Origin of the sequence: Micromonospora sonneratiae, assembly GCF_042679305.1 — a bacterium.
In the GTDB taxonomy this organism is placed as follows: Bacteria; Actinomycetota; Actinomycetes; order Mycobacteriales; family Micromonosporaceae; genus Micromonospora_H; species Micromonospora_H sonneratiae.
In genome coordinates this window covers 82,676-98,859 of sequence record NZ_JBHTMP010000016.1, presented here as the reverse complement: position 1 = coordinate 98,859, position 16,184 = coordinate 82,676, and the positions used below count along the sequence as shown (strand labels likewise).

At 69.1% G+C, this 16,184-nt stretch carries 15 protein-coding genes; 8 read left to right on the top strand and 7 right to left on the bottom strand.

Annotated elements, in window-relative coordinates:
* Positions 1–105: 105 nt before the first annotated feature.
* Positions 106–1,728, top strand: coding sequence for a hypothetical protein (locus tag ACFQ4H_RS13070; protein ID WP_377570502.1), 1,623 nt, complete (start codon positions 106–108; stop codon positions 1,726–1,728).
* A 58-nt stretch (positions 1,729–1,786) separates the two neighbouring features.
* Here the strand turns inward: ACFQ4H_RS13070 and ACFQ4H_RS13065 are convergent, their stop codons facing one another.
* Positions 1,787–2,764 carry an ArsR/SmtB family transcription factor gene (locus ACFQ4H_RS13065; protein WP_377570501.1) on the bottom strand — a complete coding sequence of 326 codons (978 nt, stop codon included), beginning with the start codon at positions 2,762–2,764 and terminating at the stop codon, positions 1,787–1,789.
* A gap of 226 nt (positions 2,765–2,990) precedes the next feature.
* Here ACFQ4H_RS13065 and ACFQ4H_RS13060 point away from each other — a divergent pair, with 226 nt between their 5' ends.
* Together ACFQ4H_RS13060 and ACFQ4H_RS13055 are read left to right on the top strand one after the other, a co-directional pair.
* On the top strand, positions 2,991–3,389 hold the full coding sequence (locus ACFQ4H_RS13060) for a hypothetical protein (RefSeq protein WP_377570499.1): 399 nt from the start codon (positions 2,991–2,993) through the stop codon (positions 3,387–3,389).
* A gap of 66 nt (positions 3,390–3,455) precedes the next feature.
* Positions 3,456–4,373, top strand: a complete 918-nt coding sequence (locus ACFQ4H_RS13055; RefSeq protein WP_377570497.1) for a hypothetical protein — start codon at positions 3,456–3,458, stop codon at positions 4,371–4,373.
* Between the two features lie 173 nt (positions 4,374–4,546).
* Here ACFQ4H_RS13055 and ACFQ4H_RS13050 read toward each other — a convergent pair whose 3' ends face one another.
* The 3 genes from ACFQ4H_RS13050 to ACFQ4H_RS13040 are packed head-to-tail and all read right to left on the bottom strand — an operon-like array spanning position 4,547 to position 6,988.
* Entirely contained in the window at positions 4,547–5,473 is a 927-nt protein-coding gene (locus ACFQ4H_RS13050; protein ID WP_377570495.1) for an alpha/beta fold hydrolase, read from the bottom strand.
* Positions 5,474–5,530: 57 nt separating this feature from the next.
* Positions 5,531–6,307, bottom strand: coding sequence for a metallophosphoesterase (locus tag ACFQ4H_RS13045; RefSeq protein WP_377570493.1), 777 nt, complete (start codon positions 6,305–6,307; stop codon positions 5,531–5,533).
* A gap of 33 nt (positions 6,308–6,340) precedes the next feature.
* Positions 6,341–6,988 carry a TetR/AcrR family transcriptional regulator C-terminal domain-containing protein gene (locus tag ACFQ4H_RS13040; protein ID WP_377570491.1) on the bottom strand — a complete coding sequence of 216 codons (648 nt, stop codon included), beginning with the start codon at positions 6,986–6,988 and terminating at the stop codon, positions 6,341–6,343.
* Between the two features lie 122 nt (positions 6,989–7,110).
* On the opposite strand from ACFQ4H_RS13040, the gene ACFQ4H_RS13035 reads away from it, so the two are divergent.
* Together ACFQ4H_RS13035 and ACFQ4H_RS13030 are read left to right on the top strand one after the other, a co-directional pair.
* Positions 7,111–7,599 (top strand): hypothetical protein, encoded by a 489-nt coding sequence (locus ACFQ4H_RS13035; RefSeq protein ID WP_377570488.1) that lies wholly within the window; start codon positions 7,111–7,113, stop codon positions 7,597–7,599.
* Positions 7,596–9,098, top strand: coding sequence for a carboxylesterase/lipase family protein (locus ACFQ4H_RS13030; protein ID WP_377570486.1), 1,503 nt, complete (start codon positions 7,596–7,598; stop codon positions 9,096–9,098). The genes ACFQ4H_RS13035 and ACFQ4H_RS13030 overlap by 4 nt, the downstream gene beginning before the upstream one ends.
* A 79-nt stretch (positions 9,099–9,177) precedes the next feature.
* Here the strand turns inward: ACFQ4H_RS13030 and ACFQ4H_RS13025 are convergent, their stop codons facing one another.
* Together ACFQ4H_RS13025 and ACFQ4H_RS13020 are read right to left on the bottom strand one after the other, a co-directional pair.
* The gene (locus ACFQ4H_RS13025) at positions 9,178–9,966 is read right to left on the bottom strand and encodes an ABC transporter permease subunit (protein ID WP_377570485.1); all 789 of its coding nucleotides are present in this window, start codon (positions 9,964–9,966) and stop codon (positions 9,178–9,180) included.
* The gene (locus ACFQ4H_RS13020; RefSeq protein WP_377570483.1) at positions 9,959–10,876 is read right to left on the bottom strand and encodes an ABC transporter ATP-binding protein; all 918 of its coding nucleotides are present in this window, start codon (positions 10,874–10,876) and stop codon (positions 9,959–9,961) included. Before ACFQ4H_RS13020 ends, ACFQ4H_RS13025 begins: the two co-directional genes overlap by 8 nt.
* Before the next feature lie 88 nt (positions 10,877–10,964).
* Between ACFQ4H_RS13020 and ACFQ4H_RS13015 the strand changes: the two genes are divergently transcribed.
* From ACFQ4H_RS13015 to ACFQ4H_RS13005, 3 genes are all read left to right on the top strand, one after another.
* Positions 10,965–11,420, top strand: coding sequence for a GbsR/MarR family transcriptional regulator (locus ACFQ4H_RS13015; protein ID WP_377570481.1), 456 nt, complete (start codon positions 10,965–10,967; stop codon positions 11,418–11,420).
* Positions 11,421–11,587: 167 nt separating this feature from the next.
* Entirely contained in the window at positions 11,588–12,478 is an 891-nt protein-coding gene (locus tag ACFQ4H_RS13010) for an ABC transporter ATP-binding protein (RefSeq protein WP_377570480.1), read from the top strand.
* Complete coding sequence (locus ACFQ4H_RS13005; RefSeq protein ID WP_377570479.1) at positions 12,475–14,115, top strand: ABC transporter permease; 1,641 nt, start codon at positions 12,475–12,477, stop codon at positions 14,113–14,115. The genes ACFQ4H_RS13010 and ACFQ4H_RS13005 overlap by 4 nt, the downstream gene beginning before the upstream one ends.
* Before the next feature lie 108 nt (positions 14,116–14,223).
* Here ACFQ4H_RS13005 and htpG read toward each other — a convergent pair whose 3' ends face one another.
* The gene (gene htpG, locus ACFQ4H_RS13000) at positions 14,224–16,161 is read right to left on the bottom strand and encodes a molecular chaperone HtpG (RefSeq protein ID WP_377570478.1); all 1,938 of its coding nucleotides are present in this window, start codon (positions 16,159–16,161) and stop codon (positions 14,224–14,226) included.
* Between the last annotated feature and the right edge of the window lie 23 nt (positions 16,162–16,184).

The window sequence follows — 16,184 nt, the reverse complement described above, 5'->3', positions numbered from 1 at the left end:
GGACGGCTCGGGTGGCGGTAACCACCACCTAGGACCCACGAATATTCGCCGCCGGAGCGGGCAAGCCCCTGCGACGGGACGACGACGGGGGCGTTGGTCGTGTCGGTGGCGGTGCGACAAACCAGATGGGCGCGGCTGCGGCTCGACCGCCCAGCGTGGGTGGCGCTCGCCCTCGGACTGGTCGGCATCGGTTACCGGCTGGTCCTGACGCTGCTCACCGTGCCGGGTTCCAACAGCGACGAGGCGACCTTCGGACTCGTCGCGGCACACATCGCCGAGGGCCGCAGCCTGCCGGTCTTCCTGTACGGCCAGCACTACATGGGCACCTTCGAGTCGTACCTCGCCGCCGCACTGTTCGCCCTCCTCGAGCCGAGTTGGTTCGCGTTGCGACTCCCACTGCTGCTGCTCTACGCGGCGTTCGTCTACCTCGTCCACCGCCTCACCCGACGGCTCTACTCCCCCTGGCTGGCCACGTTCACGGTGGGTCTGCTGGCACTCGGCTCCGAACGGGTGGTCCGGGACCAACTCACCGCCGTCGGTGGTCGCCCCGAGATCAAGCCGGCCGTGGTGTTGCTCCTGCTGATCGCGGTGGGCCTCGGGCAGCACCGCATCCGGCACAGCCGACTCGTCGTCGGCGGCTTCGGGCTGCTGGCCGGCCTGTCACTGTGGGACGACTGGCTGGTCCTGCCGTACCTGGCCGTGGTCGGGGTGGTGCTGCTGATCGCGTGCGGACGGCAACTGCTCGGCTGGTCCGGTGTGCTGCTGGTCGGCGGGTTCGTCCTCGGCCTGCTGCCGCTGATCGTGGACAATCTGACCGCCCCACCGGGACAGGACTCGTTGTCCGTACTCCAGCAACTCAGCGACGGTGAGAGCGAGCCGGCGTCGTGGGGCGACCGGGTACGCGGCTCGGTGCTGACCGGCATCCCGCTGGCCACCGGGCTCTGCCCGTCCGAGGGCTGCGCGCCCTGGCAGGCCTGGTGGGGGCCGCTGTATCTGGCGCTGCTGCTGGTCGCGGCGATACTGGCCGCGGTCGGAATACGCCGACCCGGCGGTACGGCCGCCACCGACACCGGGTCCGCCGGGGCCACTGCCGGTCGCCGGATCGTGTACGTGGCACAGTTCGCCCTGGTGGTGGGGGCCGCCCTGACCGTGCTCAGCTACGCCCGTAACGCCCTCGCCGCCACCGCGCCGTTGGCGACCGCCCGCTACCTGTCGGTGCTACAGATCTCGCTGCCGGCCGTGCTGTGGCCGCTCTGGCTGGCCGCCCGACGATGGCGTCGACCGACCCACCGGGTGTTGGCGGCGGTGTCGACCACGATCCTGGCGGCGGTCACCGCGTTCATGCTGTTCACGACGGTGACGCTGGTCAGGCAGATCGGATCCATCCGTGCCGAGGAACGATCCGCCCGGGAACTGGCCCGGTTCGCGGAACGTGCCGGCCTCCGACACGTCTACGGCGAATACTGGACCTGCAACCGGCTCATCTTCAACAGCCGGGAACGGGTGATCTGTGCCGTACTCGGCGACGACCTGCGCCCCGGGCAGAACCGGTACGCCCCGTACGCGACCGAGGTGCAGGGGGCCGACCGGCCGGCGTTCATCTTCGAGACGGGCGGACCGGCCGACGTTGCGTTCCAGGACTACCTACGGGAGATCGGCGTACCGGCGAAGGTGACCGAGGTCGACGGCTACCGCGTCTACCAGCCGGAGACGACCGTACGGCCCTGACGCCTGACGATCCCGGGCCGGGCCCGGAACGGTCGTGCCCGGTGCGGTCGTGCCCGGTTCAGTTGTGCTCGGCGAGGATCTCCGCCCCGAGCGGGTGCAGACTGTGCAGCACCGAGCCGCCCAGCCGCCGGGTGGTGATCAGCCCGGCCTCGCGTAGCACGGTGGCGTGCTGGCTGGCGGTCGCCGGCGAGACACCGACCCGGCGGGCCAGCTCGGTGGTGGTGCAGCCGGCGTCGACCGCCTCCAGGACGGCCGCTCTGGTCCGGCCGAGGAGCGCGACCAGCGGGCCCCGGGCCGGCCGATCGGGTCCTTCCGCCCCCAGCCGGGTAACGCCCCGGTCGATCGGACAGACCAGGACCGGCGGCAGTTCCGGGTCCCGGAGCAGGGTCGGCTGCTGCCAGCAGAAGTACGACGGCAGCAGTTGCAGGCCCCGGCCCTCGAGGTGGACGTCCCGGTCGACGGTGAACCCGTGCAACTCCAGTACGGGTGGCCGCCACCGGATGTCGGGATGGAGCGACGCCATCAGGCCCTCGAACCCGGTCTCGACCAGGATGCGGGCCTGGGTGGCCCGTGCCGCGTCGATACCGGCCCGGATCCGGGTCCAGTACGGGGCGATGGCGACCCGGTGGTAGAGGCGGGTGGCGTCGCCGAGTTGTCGCAGGCTGGTGGCCCGGCCCTCGGCGAGTTCCCGGGTCCAGTTGGTCACCGTCTGGTAGCCGGCGAACTGTCGCAGGTCGGCCCGCAGCCGGGTACGCGGGGTGGACAGCAACGCGTCCAGCCCGGCGTCCAGCCCACCGTTGCCGAAGGCCGGGGTGAGGAAGTCGGGTGAGTAACCGTACGCGGGGGCCAGCTCGAAAAGTGGCCGCATCGGCCGGGCCAGCCGATGGCGTACCTGATCACGCCAATAGCGGAATGCCGGTCCTCGGGTACGGGTCTGCAACAGGTGCAGGCTGAGCAGAATCTCCCACATGGGATTGGGCTCGGTGGCGATTCGGAACCGAGCCAGGTCCTGATCGGTGAAGAGGATTCGTATCATGCTGACTCCCCGTTTTTGCCAACATCTCCTCCACCGTCCTGCTCCACACACAACGACCGCAACCCATATACCTGACGCCTATCCGTCATTGTTTTCGGAGTCGACCGTTTCGCCATGGGGTTTCGACCGTGGCCGAAACCTGTGGCAGCCTCCTCCACGATCGGGCGACGGTGTAACCACGTCCGGCACGACAACCAGGTCGGCCGACGAGAACAAGGGGGAAAACATGCGCTCCCTGACCAAGGCAGCCACGATGCTGCTCGGAGCCGCAGCGACGCTGGCGGTACTCCCGATGAGCCCGGCCAGTGCCGACAACGGGGACAACCGGCCCGGGTGCAGCCGGGGGGAGATCTGCTTCTGGTACGACACCGGAACCCGCTATCAGAAGCAGTTCTGGTACACCGGCAACCACGGCGGGAACAACTTCATGGATGGCTACTCGGTCTCCAGCCTCCCGGTACAGGACAACGCCCGGGACGTCACCAACCGTGACACCGACTGCCGGATCCGGGTGGGCAACCTGGCCAACGGTGTCTGGACCTGGGAGTACTTCCCGAACGACGGGGTGCGGTACTTCCTCCGCTCGGTGAACAACCGCAACGACCGGCACGAGCGCTGCGTCTGATCGGTCTGATCGCGTCGGGTGGGGCGGCACGTGCCGCCCCCCCCGGCCCGGGGAGGGGAGCTGACCATGAATCGGATCCTGGTCCGGGCGCTCGGGGTCGTCAGCCTCGCTGCGCTGGCCGTCGGATACACCGCCGGTTGCGCCGCCGACGACCCGCCCGTCAACGGCCGATATCGGGACGTGTCACCCGATCAGATCACGGTGACGGTGTTCAAGACCGACAAGCTCGTCGCGCTGGAGCGGGAACAGGAAAGGCTGCGAGCCGAGTGCATGGCCGGACGCGGGTTCACCCAGCTGACCAAGATGGACGCTCCGGTGGATTCCCAGCCCTTCGTCGATCTCAACGTCACCCCGCCGGCCTTCGCCGTCCAGACCGAGGACGCCGCCCGACAGTATGGTTTCGGCAAGAACGAGCCAGCACAACCGGCGCACGTGATCAGTTCCGATCCGGCTTTCGACCGCGCATTCGAGCAGTGTGGAACGGTCGCGGCCGAGAAGATCGGCGTGGATTTTCCACGTGTCCGCAGCCAACTGTACGAACTGATCAACAAAATCAACGTCGAAGTGACCCGGATGAGCATGACGGGGCCGGCTGCCGGGGATTTCGACCGGATGACCGCACCGCTGCTGGACTGTCTCGACCGGCACGACTTCCACGGTTCCGGTGAGCAGAAACGCAGCCTGGACTCCTATGGTGTGGGCCGACCGATGGGTCAGGTGACCGGTCCCGAGCCGGCGGCCCCGAAGAAGATCCCGGGGACCGTGGAGATCCTGCCGCCGGTCGCCGAGCGGACGTACGTGCCGACGCCCGCCGAGAGCGCGCTGGCGGTGGCCACCACGCGGTGCGCCAGGGAGATCGGCTACGCCGAGAAGTACGTCGCCCACCGCCTGGCCGTCGTCCGGGACGTCCTCACCAGCCATGAGGCGCAACTGGTTCGGGTGACCGATCGGCTCCAGGAGCTGGCGGCGGCGCAGGCGGCCTGAGCAGCCTCGTCAGCCGCCTGTGACCATCGTTCGGCAACCTGTCGAGCTGCCTCGGCTGTGCCACCGCTGTCTCGTCGGCAGCCGCAACCCACTACGCGTAGCAGATCGGGATTCCCGCCCCGGTTGTGCACCCAGCTCGACAGGAACAGCAACGGCTTCAGCCGCGCCGAGCATCAGTCGGCCGTCTGGGCAAGGAGGTCCTGGATCGCCTGGAGTACGGCGTCCGGGCGATCGACGTGGAGTCCGCTGTGGCCGGCATCGTCGAGCACGCGATGCTGGCCGCGCGGGACCGATCCGGCCAGCGCCGCGTGGACGACGAGTTTGATGACGTTCCAGCCGGGCTCGACCCGCCTGCGGTCGGGATTCGTGTGGTACCGGTCGCCTCCGGTGACGGTGAGCACGATCAGGGGCAGGTCGGGGTTGGCTCCCGCCTGCCGCAGTTCGGCGTGGATCTCGTCGTCGATGTTGGCCGTCTCCTGTGCAGGTGTCCGCCACGAGGCGAGGTGTCGCTCGACGAGCGGCTGCCGGACCTCCTCCGGCCATCCCGCCAACCGCTGCCCGAGCAGGCCACGGTAGAGCTGGACGAAGTCTTCGGTCGGCTCGGCCGGCGGCTGTTCGCCCGCTGGTCGCCGTGTCTCGGGGAGTTGCCTCGGCAGGTGAGCGACAAAGTCCTCGTGGATGGGGTCGAGCAGGAGCAGTCCGGCCACCTCGTCGGAGAAGCGCTGCGCGTAGTGGCGGGCGTAGGCACCGCCCAGCGAGTGGCCGACCAGCAGATAGGGTGCGGGCACGCCAGCGGTGACCAGCAACTCCCGAAGTTCGTCGGTGACCTCGGCGGCGGACCGGGGCAGGTCCGCGGGCTCGCTCCACCCGGTACCCGCCCGGTCGTAGAGCACCGAGGTCGTGAATTCAGCGACCCGGTCGTGGATGTTGAGATAGTCCAGACCGACCATGCCCGCCCCGGGCAGGAACACCACGGCCGGACCACCTGAGCCGCTGCGGTGCAGCATCAGCCGCCGTCCGCCGACGCCGTACAGCTGCCCGAGCGGTGGCGGGACATCGACTGCTGGCCCAGGATGGTTCGCCGACGGATGGTGCCGCACCGTCACCCTCCCCTTTCGACCTTTCGATGTTTGTATGCAGTGTCGGACGAGGCAGTGTCAGACGAGCGCGAGGTTGCCATCAGGATCGCGTTCGACGACGACGAACGCATCCGCACCGGACTTGATATGGCCGAGGCAGACGACCTCCGTCGACCCGACGAGCGCCCGGTGCCGATGGTGCATGTGGCCGCAGAGGTGCAACCGTGGCCGGATGCGCTGACAGAGCCTCCGCAGTTCGGGACGGCCTACCGAGCGGTCCCGGATCGGTTCGGTGATGTCCGACGGCCAGTCGTGGGTGAGCAGGATGTCGACCTGCCCGGTACGGCCAGCCGCCCGTTCCACCCGGGCCACCTCGTCGCCGGTGTAGTAGGTACGGTCCCTGATGGACTCCCGCCGTGCCTTCGCGGTGTCGGTGATCCGGGCCGAGTAGATGCCGGAGAGGTAGGCGACCCGCAGGCCCACGACGTCGGTCACGCCCGACCGGCCGAGGAAGTACGCTCCGTCGCTCCACCAACCGGGACCGGCCTCGTCCAGGGCCGGCCAGGGTTCGTGGTTCCCGCCGATGAAGTAGAGCGGGGCGCCCAGGTCGAGCAGTCCGTCCAGGACCAGCGGAAAGTCACCGAGCTTGCGGTACTTCGCGGGGCCGTACACGCCGGCCGCGTCGACCTCGTCGCGGTTGGGCTCGACGTCGCCAACGGCCAGGATGGCATCCAGTGGCCCGTGCGATCTGCGGTACGCGGCCGACCATTCGGCCAGCAACTCGAACTCGCCGTGGACGTCACCGACCACGAGCACCCGTACCGGTCCGGTGGCCGGGTCACGCCTGCGTGCCACGTTCTTCGAACTCCTCCCCAGGAGGAACAGAGACTACCTGCCGTCCTGGGTGCGGGCCGCCTCGAATCCGGACAGCATCGCGTCGAGCGCGAAGTCGAACCGGGTGTTCGGCCCGAGGCGTTGCTGCGCGCGTACCGCCTCGGCGAGTAGCGGGAACCGCTCGGGGTCCGGCACGGAGACGGGCACCACCCGTGCTTCGGCGCTCGTGGCACTTCGCTGGGTGGCCACGTGTCCCACCACGAAGTCGGACAGCGAGTACACCGCGTCCAGCGCCGCGTCCAGCGGGAAGCCCGCCGTAGTCAGCGCCCCGAGCCCGTCCTCCATGATCCGCAGGTTCTGCGGTGTCATCGCCGGCCGGGACACGACGAGCGGTACCACGTTCGGGTGTGCCAGCAGGGCCGCCCGGAGGGAATACGCGTAACCGCGCATTCCCTCCCGCCACGACAGGCCGGTGAACCACGGCGGGGCGGCCTCGGCGAAGAGTCGCTCGACCAGCCCGTCCAGCAGCGCATCCTTGCTGGCCACGTGGTGGTAGAGGGTCATCGCCTCGACGCCCAGTTCGGCACCGAGCCGACGCATCGACAGCGCGGCCAGTCCCTCCCGGTCGGCCAGCGTCATGGCTGCTTCGAGTACGGCTTCGCGGGTCAGTCCCGCCCGCTGGCCACGGGTACGACCGGCCACGGCGCCTCCCACGGTTGACGATTCTTACATCGTAAGCCTACCGTGGGGACAGACATAACTTACGACGTAAGAATCGTCCGGCGGGACCGGATGATCCCGCCTGCCCTACCCGGAGGAAGAACGTGCCGTCGACCAACCCACCACCATCGGCTGACCGACGCCCGGTCGTCATGTACGCCGGGCTGGCACTGACCGCGATCACCACCCTCGTACCGCTGATCGACCTGGTCACCGTCGACTCCCTCACCGACCACGTACGCACCGCGTACCCCGACTGGCCCGCCGCGACGGTGGCCCTCGACCGCAACGCCATCGCCGGCTACCTGGTCATCGTCGGCGTACTCGGCATCGCCGGCTGGCTGTGGACGATCCTGGGCGTCACCCGGCGCGCGAACTGGGCCCGGACGGTCAGCACCGTCATGTTCGCCCTGGGTGCCGGCACCGCCCTGCTCAACCTGACCTTCACCGGCGGCGCGTACGACAACGTCATTCCGGCCCGGTACAGCGTTCCCGGCCTGCTTCCCGTGCTGGTGGGGCTGGTGGCGGTCGTCCTGCTCTGGCGTGGCCAGCCCTCCGGTGCCACCCCCACCCCTACCCACCCACGGTCGTGATCGACGTGACGTGTACGCACGCCACCGTCAGAACCCGACACGGCACCGTTCGGGGCAGCACCCGCGGCCGAATCCACACCTTCAAGGGCATCCCCTACGCCAAAGCACCGTTCGGCCCCGACCGCCTGCGCCCACCGCAGCGGGTCACCCCGTGGACCGGCATCCGCCCGGCTGTCGACTTCGGCCCCACCGCGCCCCAGCCGCAGTTCCCGTTTCCGCCGGGCATGGACGGCTTCTACCCCACCGTCCCCGGCGAGGACTGCCTCAACCTCAACGTCTGGTCCGGTGACCTGGGCCAGGTACGGCAACCGGTCATGGTGTGGCTGCACGGCGGCGGGTTCGACGGGGGCAGCGGCATCATCTACAACGGCAGCCGGTTCGCCCGCGACGACGTCGTCTTCGTGAGCCTCAACTACCGACTCGGTGTGGAGGGCTTCGTCGACCTGGGCGACGGCGTCGTCAACCTCGGACTGCTCGACCAGATCGCCGCCCTGCACTGGGTACGCGAGAACATCGCCGCCTTCGGCGGCGACCCCGACAACGTCACCATCTTCGGGGAGTCGTCCGGGGCGATGTCGGTCGGCATCCTGCTCACCATGCCGGCCGCCCACGGGCTGTTCCGGCGGGCCATCATGCAGAGCGGAGCCGGGAACACGGTATTCGCACCGGAGACCGCACAGCACGTCGGCCGGGTGCTGGCAGCCGAGCTGGGCGTCCCACCAACCCGGGACGCGATCGCCATCGTGGACATCGAGCGGCTGCTCGACGCGCAGAACGCGGTGATGGCACGGTTGGCGCCGTACCCCGATCCCCGACGCTGGAACGGCGAGCCCGGTGCCCGCGTGACCGCCTGGCAGCCGGTCGTCGACGGGCGGATCCTCCCGGCACGGCCGATCGACGCCATCCGGGCCGGCGTCGGCGCGGACGTCGACGTCCTGGTCGGCACCAACGCGGAGGAGGGAAGACTGTCGCTGGTGCCGTTCGGGCTGCTCGACACCATCACCGACGACGACCTGGTCATGGCCATGAAGCTGTACGGACTCCCGGTGGAGCAGGCCCTGGACGTCTATCGTGCGGCCAACCCGGGTACCGGTCCCGGCGACCTGCTCTCGCTGTTGCAGCGCGACTGGTGGTACCGCATCCCGGCCTACCGCCTGGCCAAAGCCAGAGCCGGCACCTCCTCGAACACCTACGTGTACGAGTTCGCCTGGCGCTCCCCCCGATTCGACGGGCTCCTCGGTGCCTGCCACTTCCTGGAGGTTCCGTTCGTCTTCGACCTGCTGGACTCCCCGCTGTCCCAGAAACTCACCGGTACCCAGCCTCCGCAGGCGCTCGCCGACACCATGCATGCCAGTTGGATCGCTTTCGCCCGGCACGGCGATCCGGGCTGGGCCGGGTACGACCTCGCCAACCGGCCGGTGATGCGCTTCGACACCACATCCGGGGTCGTGCCCGACCCACAGCCGGCCGAGCGGACCATCTGGGACGGCGTCTACTGACCGCCAGCCGTCTGCCGGCATGTTCTCCCACCCGACGTGGCTGTCCACGCCGGCCGGCGGCGGATCTGCTTGCGTGGGGTCAGCTGGTGAGGTCGCGACGGTTGAAGACGGTGATGGCGAGGAGCACCAGTACGGCGATGGCCGCCGCGAGAACGCCTAGGTCGACCCACTGGAAGCCGCTTCGGAGTGGCTCGTTGCCGATGTAGTAGTGGAACGGGGAGGCGTAGCGGGCACCGCCGGCACCGATCTGGGCGGCAAAGGTGTTGGCGGCGTACCCGAGGACTCCGACGGTGGCGCTACCGCCGAGTGCGACGGCCCGGCTGCCGGTGGCGGCTCCGAGGGTGATGGCGACGGCACCGAAGAGGGTGGCCAGCAGCGCAAGCGCCACACACTGGGCGGCGAACCGGTCGACACCGATGCTGTCGAGTTGGACGCTGTTACGGATCGCCAGCATCGCCAGCAGCACGAGTCCGGCGAGGACGAACGCACCGACGGCGAGCGCACCGAAACGGTGCAGCAGCAGCCGGGTACGGCTGACCGGGTGGGCGAGGAGCAGATCGAGGTAGCCGGCTTCCTCGTCACCGGCGATGGCCCGGGTGCCGGTGGCGATGCCGTAGATGACGGCGATCAGGGGCACGATGATGCCGAAGACACTGGAACCGAGATATCCGGCGGCGCTGCCGATGTCCTCCATGTTGAGCGCGTCTCGCAGGGCCGGGGAGAAACCCTCGACGGCCTGCCCCATGGCACCGTCGGCAACCTGGGGGTAGAAGCCCGCGTACATGGTGCCGACCAGGGTGGTGCCGACGGCGAAGCCGATGAGGCTGCGGCGGGAGTCCCAGAGGGTCTTGGTCAGGATGTTAGGCATGGGTGGTCTCCTGGGCGGCGGCCTGGGTGGGCTGGTAGTAGGTGAAGAAGAGTTCTTCGAGGTCGGGAGCGCTGGCGGTCAGGCTGGTCACCCGGTGGCGGGCCAGGACCTGGATCAACGCGTCGGGGCCGGTGGCGAGCGCGAAGCGGGCGACCGGCCCGTCTGTGGTCAGGTCGGAGATTCCGGGCAGCGCAGCGAGGGCCGCATGGTCGATCGGGCCGGCGAAGGTGATCGCGAAGCGGTGGGCGGCGTGGTCACGGAGCCGGGCGACGGTGTCGAGGGCGACGAGTCGACCGTCGCGGACGATTCCGATGCGGTCGGCGACCGCCTCGACCTCGGTCATGATGTGCGAGGACATGAAGACGGTCTGGCCGGCGGCCCGAGCCTCCCGGACCAGGTCCAGGAAGGTCTGCTGCACCAGTGGGTCCAGCCCGGAGGTCGGCTCGTCGAGGATCAGCAGGTCGGGCTGGTGCATGAAGGCCTGGACCAGCCCGACCTTCTGCCGGTTGCCCTTGGACAGTGCCTTGATCCGGGCGGACAGGTCGAGGTCCAGGCGGGCGGCCAGTTCCTCGATACGGGCGTTGGCGACGCCGCCGCGCAGGCTGGCGAGGAAGGTCAGGCACTCGCCGACGCGCTGGCGGGGGTCGACCACGAAGTCACCGGCGAGGTAGCCGATGCGACGGTGCAGGTCGACGGCATGTTCGCGCGGCTCCCGGCCGAACAGCCAGGCGCGTCCCCCGGTGGGCCGGATGAGGTCGAGCAGCAGGCGGATGGTGGTGGACTTTCCGGCGCCGTTCGGGCCGAGGTAGCCGAAGACCTCACCCTCGGTCACCGTCAGGTCGAGGTCGACCAGCCCGCGTCGGGCCCCGTACGTCTTGCTCAGTTTCTCTAGTCGAATCACGTCTCCCATATCCGCGAGAGTAGCGAGATTTCAGAGAATTCCAAATGTTCGGAGGCGTTAAGATTTCGTCAGGAAAACCGAAGGAAGGATCTTGATAGTGGCCCTGAGTGATCCGGCGGAACGACTGGCGCTCGCCCTGACCCAGGGCGGACTACAGCGGATGACCGCCCGCGTGCTCGCCGCGCTGCTCTTCACCGACCAGGACACCCTGACCGCCGGGGAACTCGCTGACGTTCTGGGGATCAGTTCAGGAAGCGTGTCCACCTCGGTCAAGGCGCTCACCGGGGTGGGACTGATCGAGAAGGTTCCCGCGCCAGGAAGCCGCCGGGAACACTTCCGGCTCCGCGAACATGCCTGGGCCACGCTCATGTCCGGGCAGAACCAGTTGGTGAAGGTGATGATGGACGCGGCCGAGGAGGGTATCGCGGCCACCGGCCCGGAGACGCCCGGCGGGCACCGATTGGCAGAGATGCGGGACTTCTACGCCTACCTGTGGCAGGAACTGCCCGAACTGATCGATCGCTGGAAGGCCGAGCAGAACAGCAGCGACTGAGCCAGCACGACCGGCCCGTCCCGGAGCGGATTTCGCAGATCCCGCCAATCCACTGGGGACGGGGTCGGTCCCCCTGCCACACATCGACGTTGTACGAGTACGCTCTGCCCTGGTGTGCCGGGAAGTCTGGTCGGCTGTCATGTCCCTTGCCGATCAGGGAGGCTTCCGTGCATGTTCCTGCCATTCGTACCGTCGGTCTGACCAAACGCTACGGGTCGGTGTGCGCGCTCGACGCGCTGGATCTGACCGTGCCAGCGGGCAGGGTCTTCGGCTTCCTGGGGCCGAACGGTGCCGGCAAGTCCACCACCATCCGGCTGTTGCTCGGCCTGGCCCGGCCGACCGCCGGCCAGGCGCGGATCTTCGACACCGACGTCGCCGACGTCGCGACCGTGCACCGGTCGATCGCGTACGTCCCCGCCGACGTCGCCCTCTGGCCGGACCTGACCGGTGCCGAGACCCTGGAACTGCTGGGCCGGATCGGGCCGGGTGTCGACCGGACCTACCGCGACGAACTGGTGGAACGGTTCACCCTGGACCTGTCCAAGCCGGGACGGGCCTACTCGACCGGCAACCGCCAGAAGGTGGCCCTCGTCGCCGCGTTCGCGACCCGGGCACCGCTGCTGGTGCTGGACGAACCGACCAGCGGACTGGACCCGTTGATGGAACGGGAGTTCCAGACGGCCGTCGCCCAGGCCCGCGAACGGGGCCAGACGGTGTTCCTCAGCTCCCATCAACTCGCCGAGGTCGAGGCGGTGTGCGACCAGGTGGCGATCCTGCGCGCCGGCCGTCTGGTCGAGGTCGCCGGGGTGGCCGAACTACGCCGGCTGCACCGCAGCCAGGTCGAGGTCACCTTCTCCGGGTCCGCGCCGGACCTGACCGGGGTGGCCGGAATCGAGACCGTGGAACAGGTCGGCCCCGCCCGCCTACGGTTCACCCTCACCGGCTCACCCGCCCCGGCACTGCGGGCCCTCGCACAGGCAGACGTGACCGCGTTGCAGGTCCACGAGCCGACCCTCGAGGAAATCTTCCTCGACTACTACACGCAGGTGGCCCGGTGACCGCCATCGACGCCCGCCTGGACCGGTCCCCCGTCGAACCACCCGCCATCCGGGTCGCCGGCGCGGCCGTCACCCGGCTCGCCGTACGGCAGATCCGGCGCGGAGGCCTGATCGTCATCGCGCTGGCCGCCGGCATCTCCGCGCTGGTGGCCGCCACCTACGCCAGCACCGTCGGTGACGCACTGGACGCCGCCGCCCTCAGCGCACTGGCCGAGAACCCGGCCATCCGTACGCTCTTCGGCCAGCCGGTCGCCCTGGACGATCCGGGCGGATTCACCGTATGGCGTACCGGCACCATCGTCTGCGTACTCGCCGGTGTGTGGGGACTGCTCACCGCCACCCGCATCACCCGGGGCGAGGAGGACAGCGGCCGGTGGGACCTGCTGGCCGCCGGCCGGATCCCCGTCCGCTCGATCGTGGCCCGGCACGCCGCCGTCCTGACCGGCACGTTGCTGGTCGCGGGTCTCGCCACCGCAGGCTCCCTCTCCGCCGTCGGCACCGCACCGGCGGGGGCGTTGCTGCACGGCGTCGGCATCGCCCTGGTCGGGGGCTACTTCGCGGCCGTCGGCACGTTGACCGCGCAACTCTTCCCCACCCGAGCCGCGGCCACCGGTGCCGCGGTCGGCCTGCTCGGTGTCGGGCTGCTGCTACGGATGGTCGGCGACGGCATCGACGCACTCGCCTGGCTGCGCTGGCTGTCACCGTTCGGGCTGGTCGCGCTCGCCCAGCCGTACGCGGCGAACCGGATCCTGCCGTTGGTCGTACTCGCGGTCGTCGTCGTGGGCCTGCTCGGCGCGGCTCTGCTGGTGGCCGGGCGTCGGGACGTACGCGGCGGCTGGCTGGCGACCCCGACGGGCCGCCCACCCAGACTGCGGCTGCTCCGCTCGGTGCCCGGGTTCGCCACCCGCCGGCTCGTCCGCCCACTCACCGGGTGGGCCGTCGGCATGGGCGCCTACTACCTGCTGATCGGGCTGCTCGCGGTGTCGATGACCGCGTTCCTCGCCGACAACCCCCGGTTCGCCGACCTCGCGGCACAGGCCGGGTTCGCCCACCTCGGGTCCGTCGAGGGATACGCCGCCGCGATGTTCAACCTGCTGGCGATCCCCGCCGGCATCTTCGCCGCGACCCGGATCGCCGCCACCGCCGCCGACGAGACCACCCGACGGCTCACCCTGGTCTACGCCCAGCCCGTCACCCGTACCCGGCTGCTGGCCACCGAGGTCGCCGTCACCGCCGGTGGCACCCTTCTTCTGGTCGGCGTCGCCGGACTCACCACGTGGGCGGGTGCCGCCACCGTCGACGCTCCCCTCGGACCGGGTGCCGCCCTGGCCGGCGCGATGAACGTGCTGCCCATCGCTGCTCTCTGCCTGGGTGCAGCGGTACTCGCACTCGGCTGGCTACCCCGCATGGTCGCACTCGTCGGCGCCCTGCCCGGAGCCGGCGGCTTCCTCCTCCAGGTGATCGTCGACAGCACCGACGCACCCGCCTGGGTCGGTCGGCTGTCCCCGTTCGCCCACCTCGCCCCGGTCCCCCAGCTGCCACCCGACTGGCGGGCCACCACCGTCATGCTGGTCGTGGCCATCGCCCTGGCCGGGCTCGGCACGTTCGGCTACCAGCGGCGCGACCTACGCGGATAGCTCAACGGGGTGCCGCACACCCCCCGTCAACCGAACGGGCCGGGTTGCCGAGGGTAGACATCCCCCGGCAGCCCGGCCCGGCTCGACCAGCGTCGGTCGCGACTCCTGCTACAGGCTGCGGGCCAGCCGATCGGCCAGCAGTCGGGTGAAGCGGGACGGGTCGCTCAGCTCTCCGCCCTCGGCCAGCAGCGCCATGCCGTACAGCAGCTCGGCGGTCTCGGCCAGCGTCTCGTCAGCCGGTGCCTGCTCGTGCGCCTTGCGCAGTCCGGTCACCAACGGATGGGTCGGGTTCAGTTCGAGGATGCGCTTGACCTGCGGCATCTCCTGACCCATCGCCCGGTACATCTTCTCCAGGGTCGGCGTCATGTCGTGCGCGTCGCCCACGATGCAGGCCGGCGAGGTGGTCAGCCGCGACGACAGCCGGACCTCCTTCACCTGCTCCGTCAGCTTCTCGGTCAGCCAGGACAGCAGCGGAGCGAAGTCCTTCTTCTGCTGCTCCCGCTCGGGCTCGGTGTCCGCCTTCTCGTCCTCGCTGTCGAGGTCGACCTGACCCTTGGCGACGGACTGCAACGACTTGCCGTCGAAGGCACCGATCTGCTCGACCCACACCTCGTCAATCGGGTCGGTCAGGACCAGCACCTCGTAGCCCTTGGCGCGGAACGCCTCGATGTGCGGCGAGTTCTCGATCATCGCCCGGGACTCGCCGGTCATGTAGTAGATGTCCTTCTGGCCATCCTTCATGCGCTCGACGTACTGGCGCAGCGTCGTCGGCTCGTTCGCGTCGTGCGTCGAGGCGACCGAGATGATGTCCAGAAGCAGTTCCCGGTTGTCGACGTCCTCGACCAGGCCCTCCTTGACCGCCCGACCGAACTCGGTCCAGAAGGTCCGATAGCGGTCGGCGTGCTCGGCCTGCATCTCCTTGACCGTCGAGAGCACCTTCTTGACCAGCCGGCGACGTACGGCCTGGATCTGCCGGTCCTGCTGGAGGATCTCGCGGGAGATGTTGAGTGACAGGTCGTGTGCGTCGACGACACCCTTGACGAAGCGAAGGTAGTTCGGCATGAGCGCTTCGCAGTCGTCCATGATGAAGACGCGCTTGACGTAGAGCTGCACGCCGCGCTTGCCCTCACGCATGAAGAGGTCGAACGGCGCGTGGTTCGGGACGAACAGCAGCGCCTCGTACTCGAAGGTCCCCTCCGCCTTCATGTGGATGGTTTCGAGCGGGTCGCTCCAGTCGTGACTGATGTGCTTGTAGAACTCGTTGTACTCAGCCTGCTCGACCTCGTTGCGGGCCCGCGCCCAGAGCGCCTTCATCGAGTTGAGCGTCTGTACGTCCTGCGTCGTCGCCCCGGCCTCGTCGGTGCGCTCCGTCGTCATCCGGATCGGCCACGCGATGAAATCGGAGTACCGCTTGACGATCTCCCTGATCTTCCACTCGGCCGCATAGTCGAAGAGCTGGTCCTCGGCGTCCTCCGGCTTCAGGTACAGGGTGACCGAGGTGCCCTGCGGAAGGTCCTCGACGTCCTCGACGACGTAGGTGCCCTCACCGGTGGACTCCCAGCGGGTGCCCCCCTCCTCGCCGGCCCGCCGGGTCCGCAGGATGACCCGGTCCGCCACCATGAACGTCGAGTAGAAGCCCACCCCGAACTGCCCGATGAGCTCCTGGGACGCCGCCGCGTCCTTGGACTCCTTCATCTTCTGGAGCAGTTCGGCCGTACCCGACTTGGCGATCGTGCCGATCAGGCGGACGACGTCGTCACGGGACATGCCGATGCCGTTGTCGCGTACGGTGAGCGTCCGCTCCTCCTTGTCGACCTCGATGGCGATGTGCAGGTCGGAGGTGTCGACCTGGAGGTCCTTGTCGATGAGCGACTCAAGACGCAGCTTGTCCAGGGCATCCGAGGCGTTGGAAATGAGTTCCCGCAGGAAGATGTCTTTGTTGGAGTAGATCGAATGCACCATCAACTGCAACAGTTGGCGCGTTTCAGCCTGGAACTCCAGCGTTTCTACCCGATTGCTCACTCCGACTCCCTCTGAGACAGACATACCGTCGACAAGAATACGAGTCG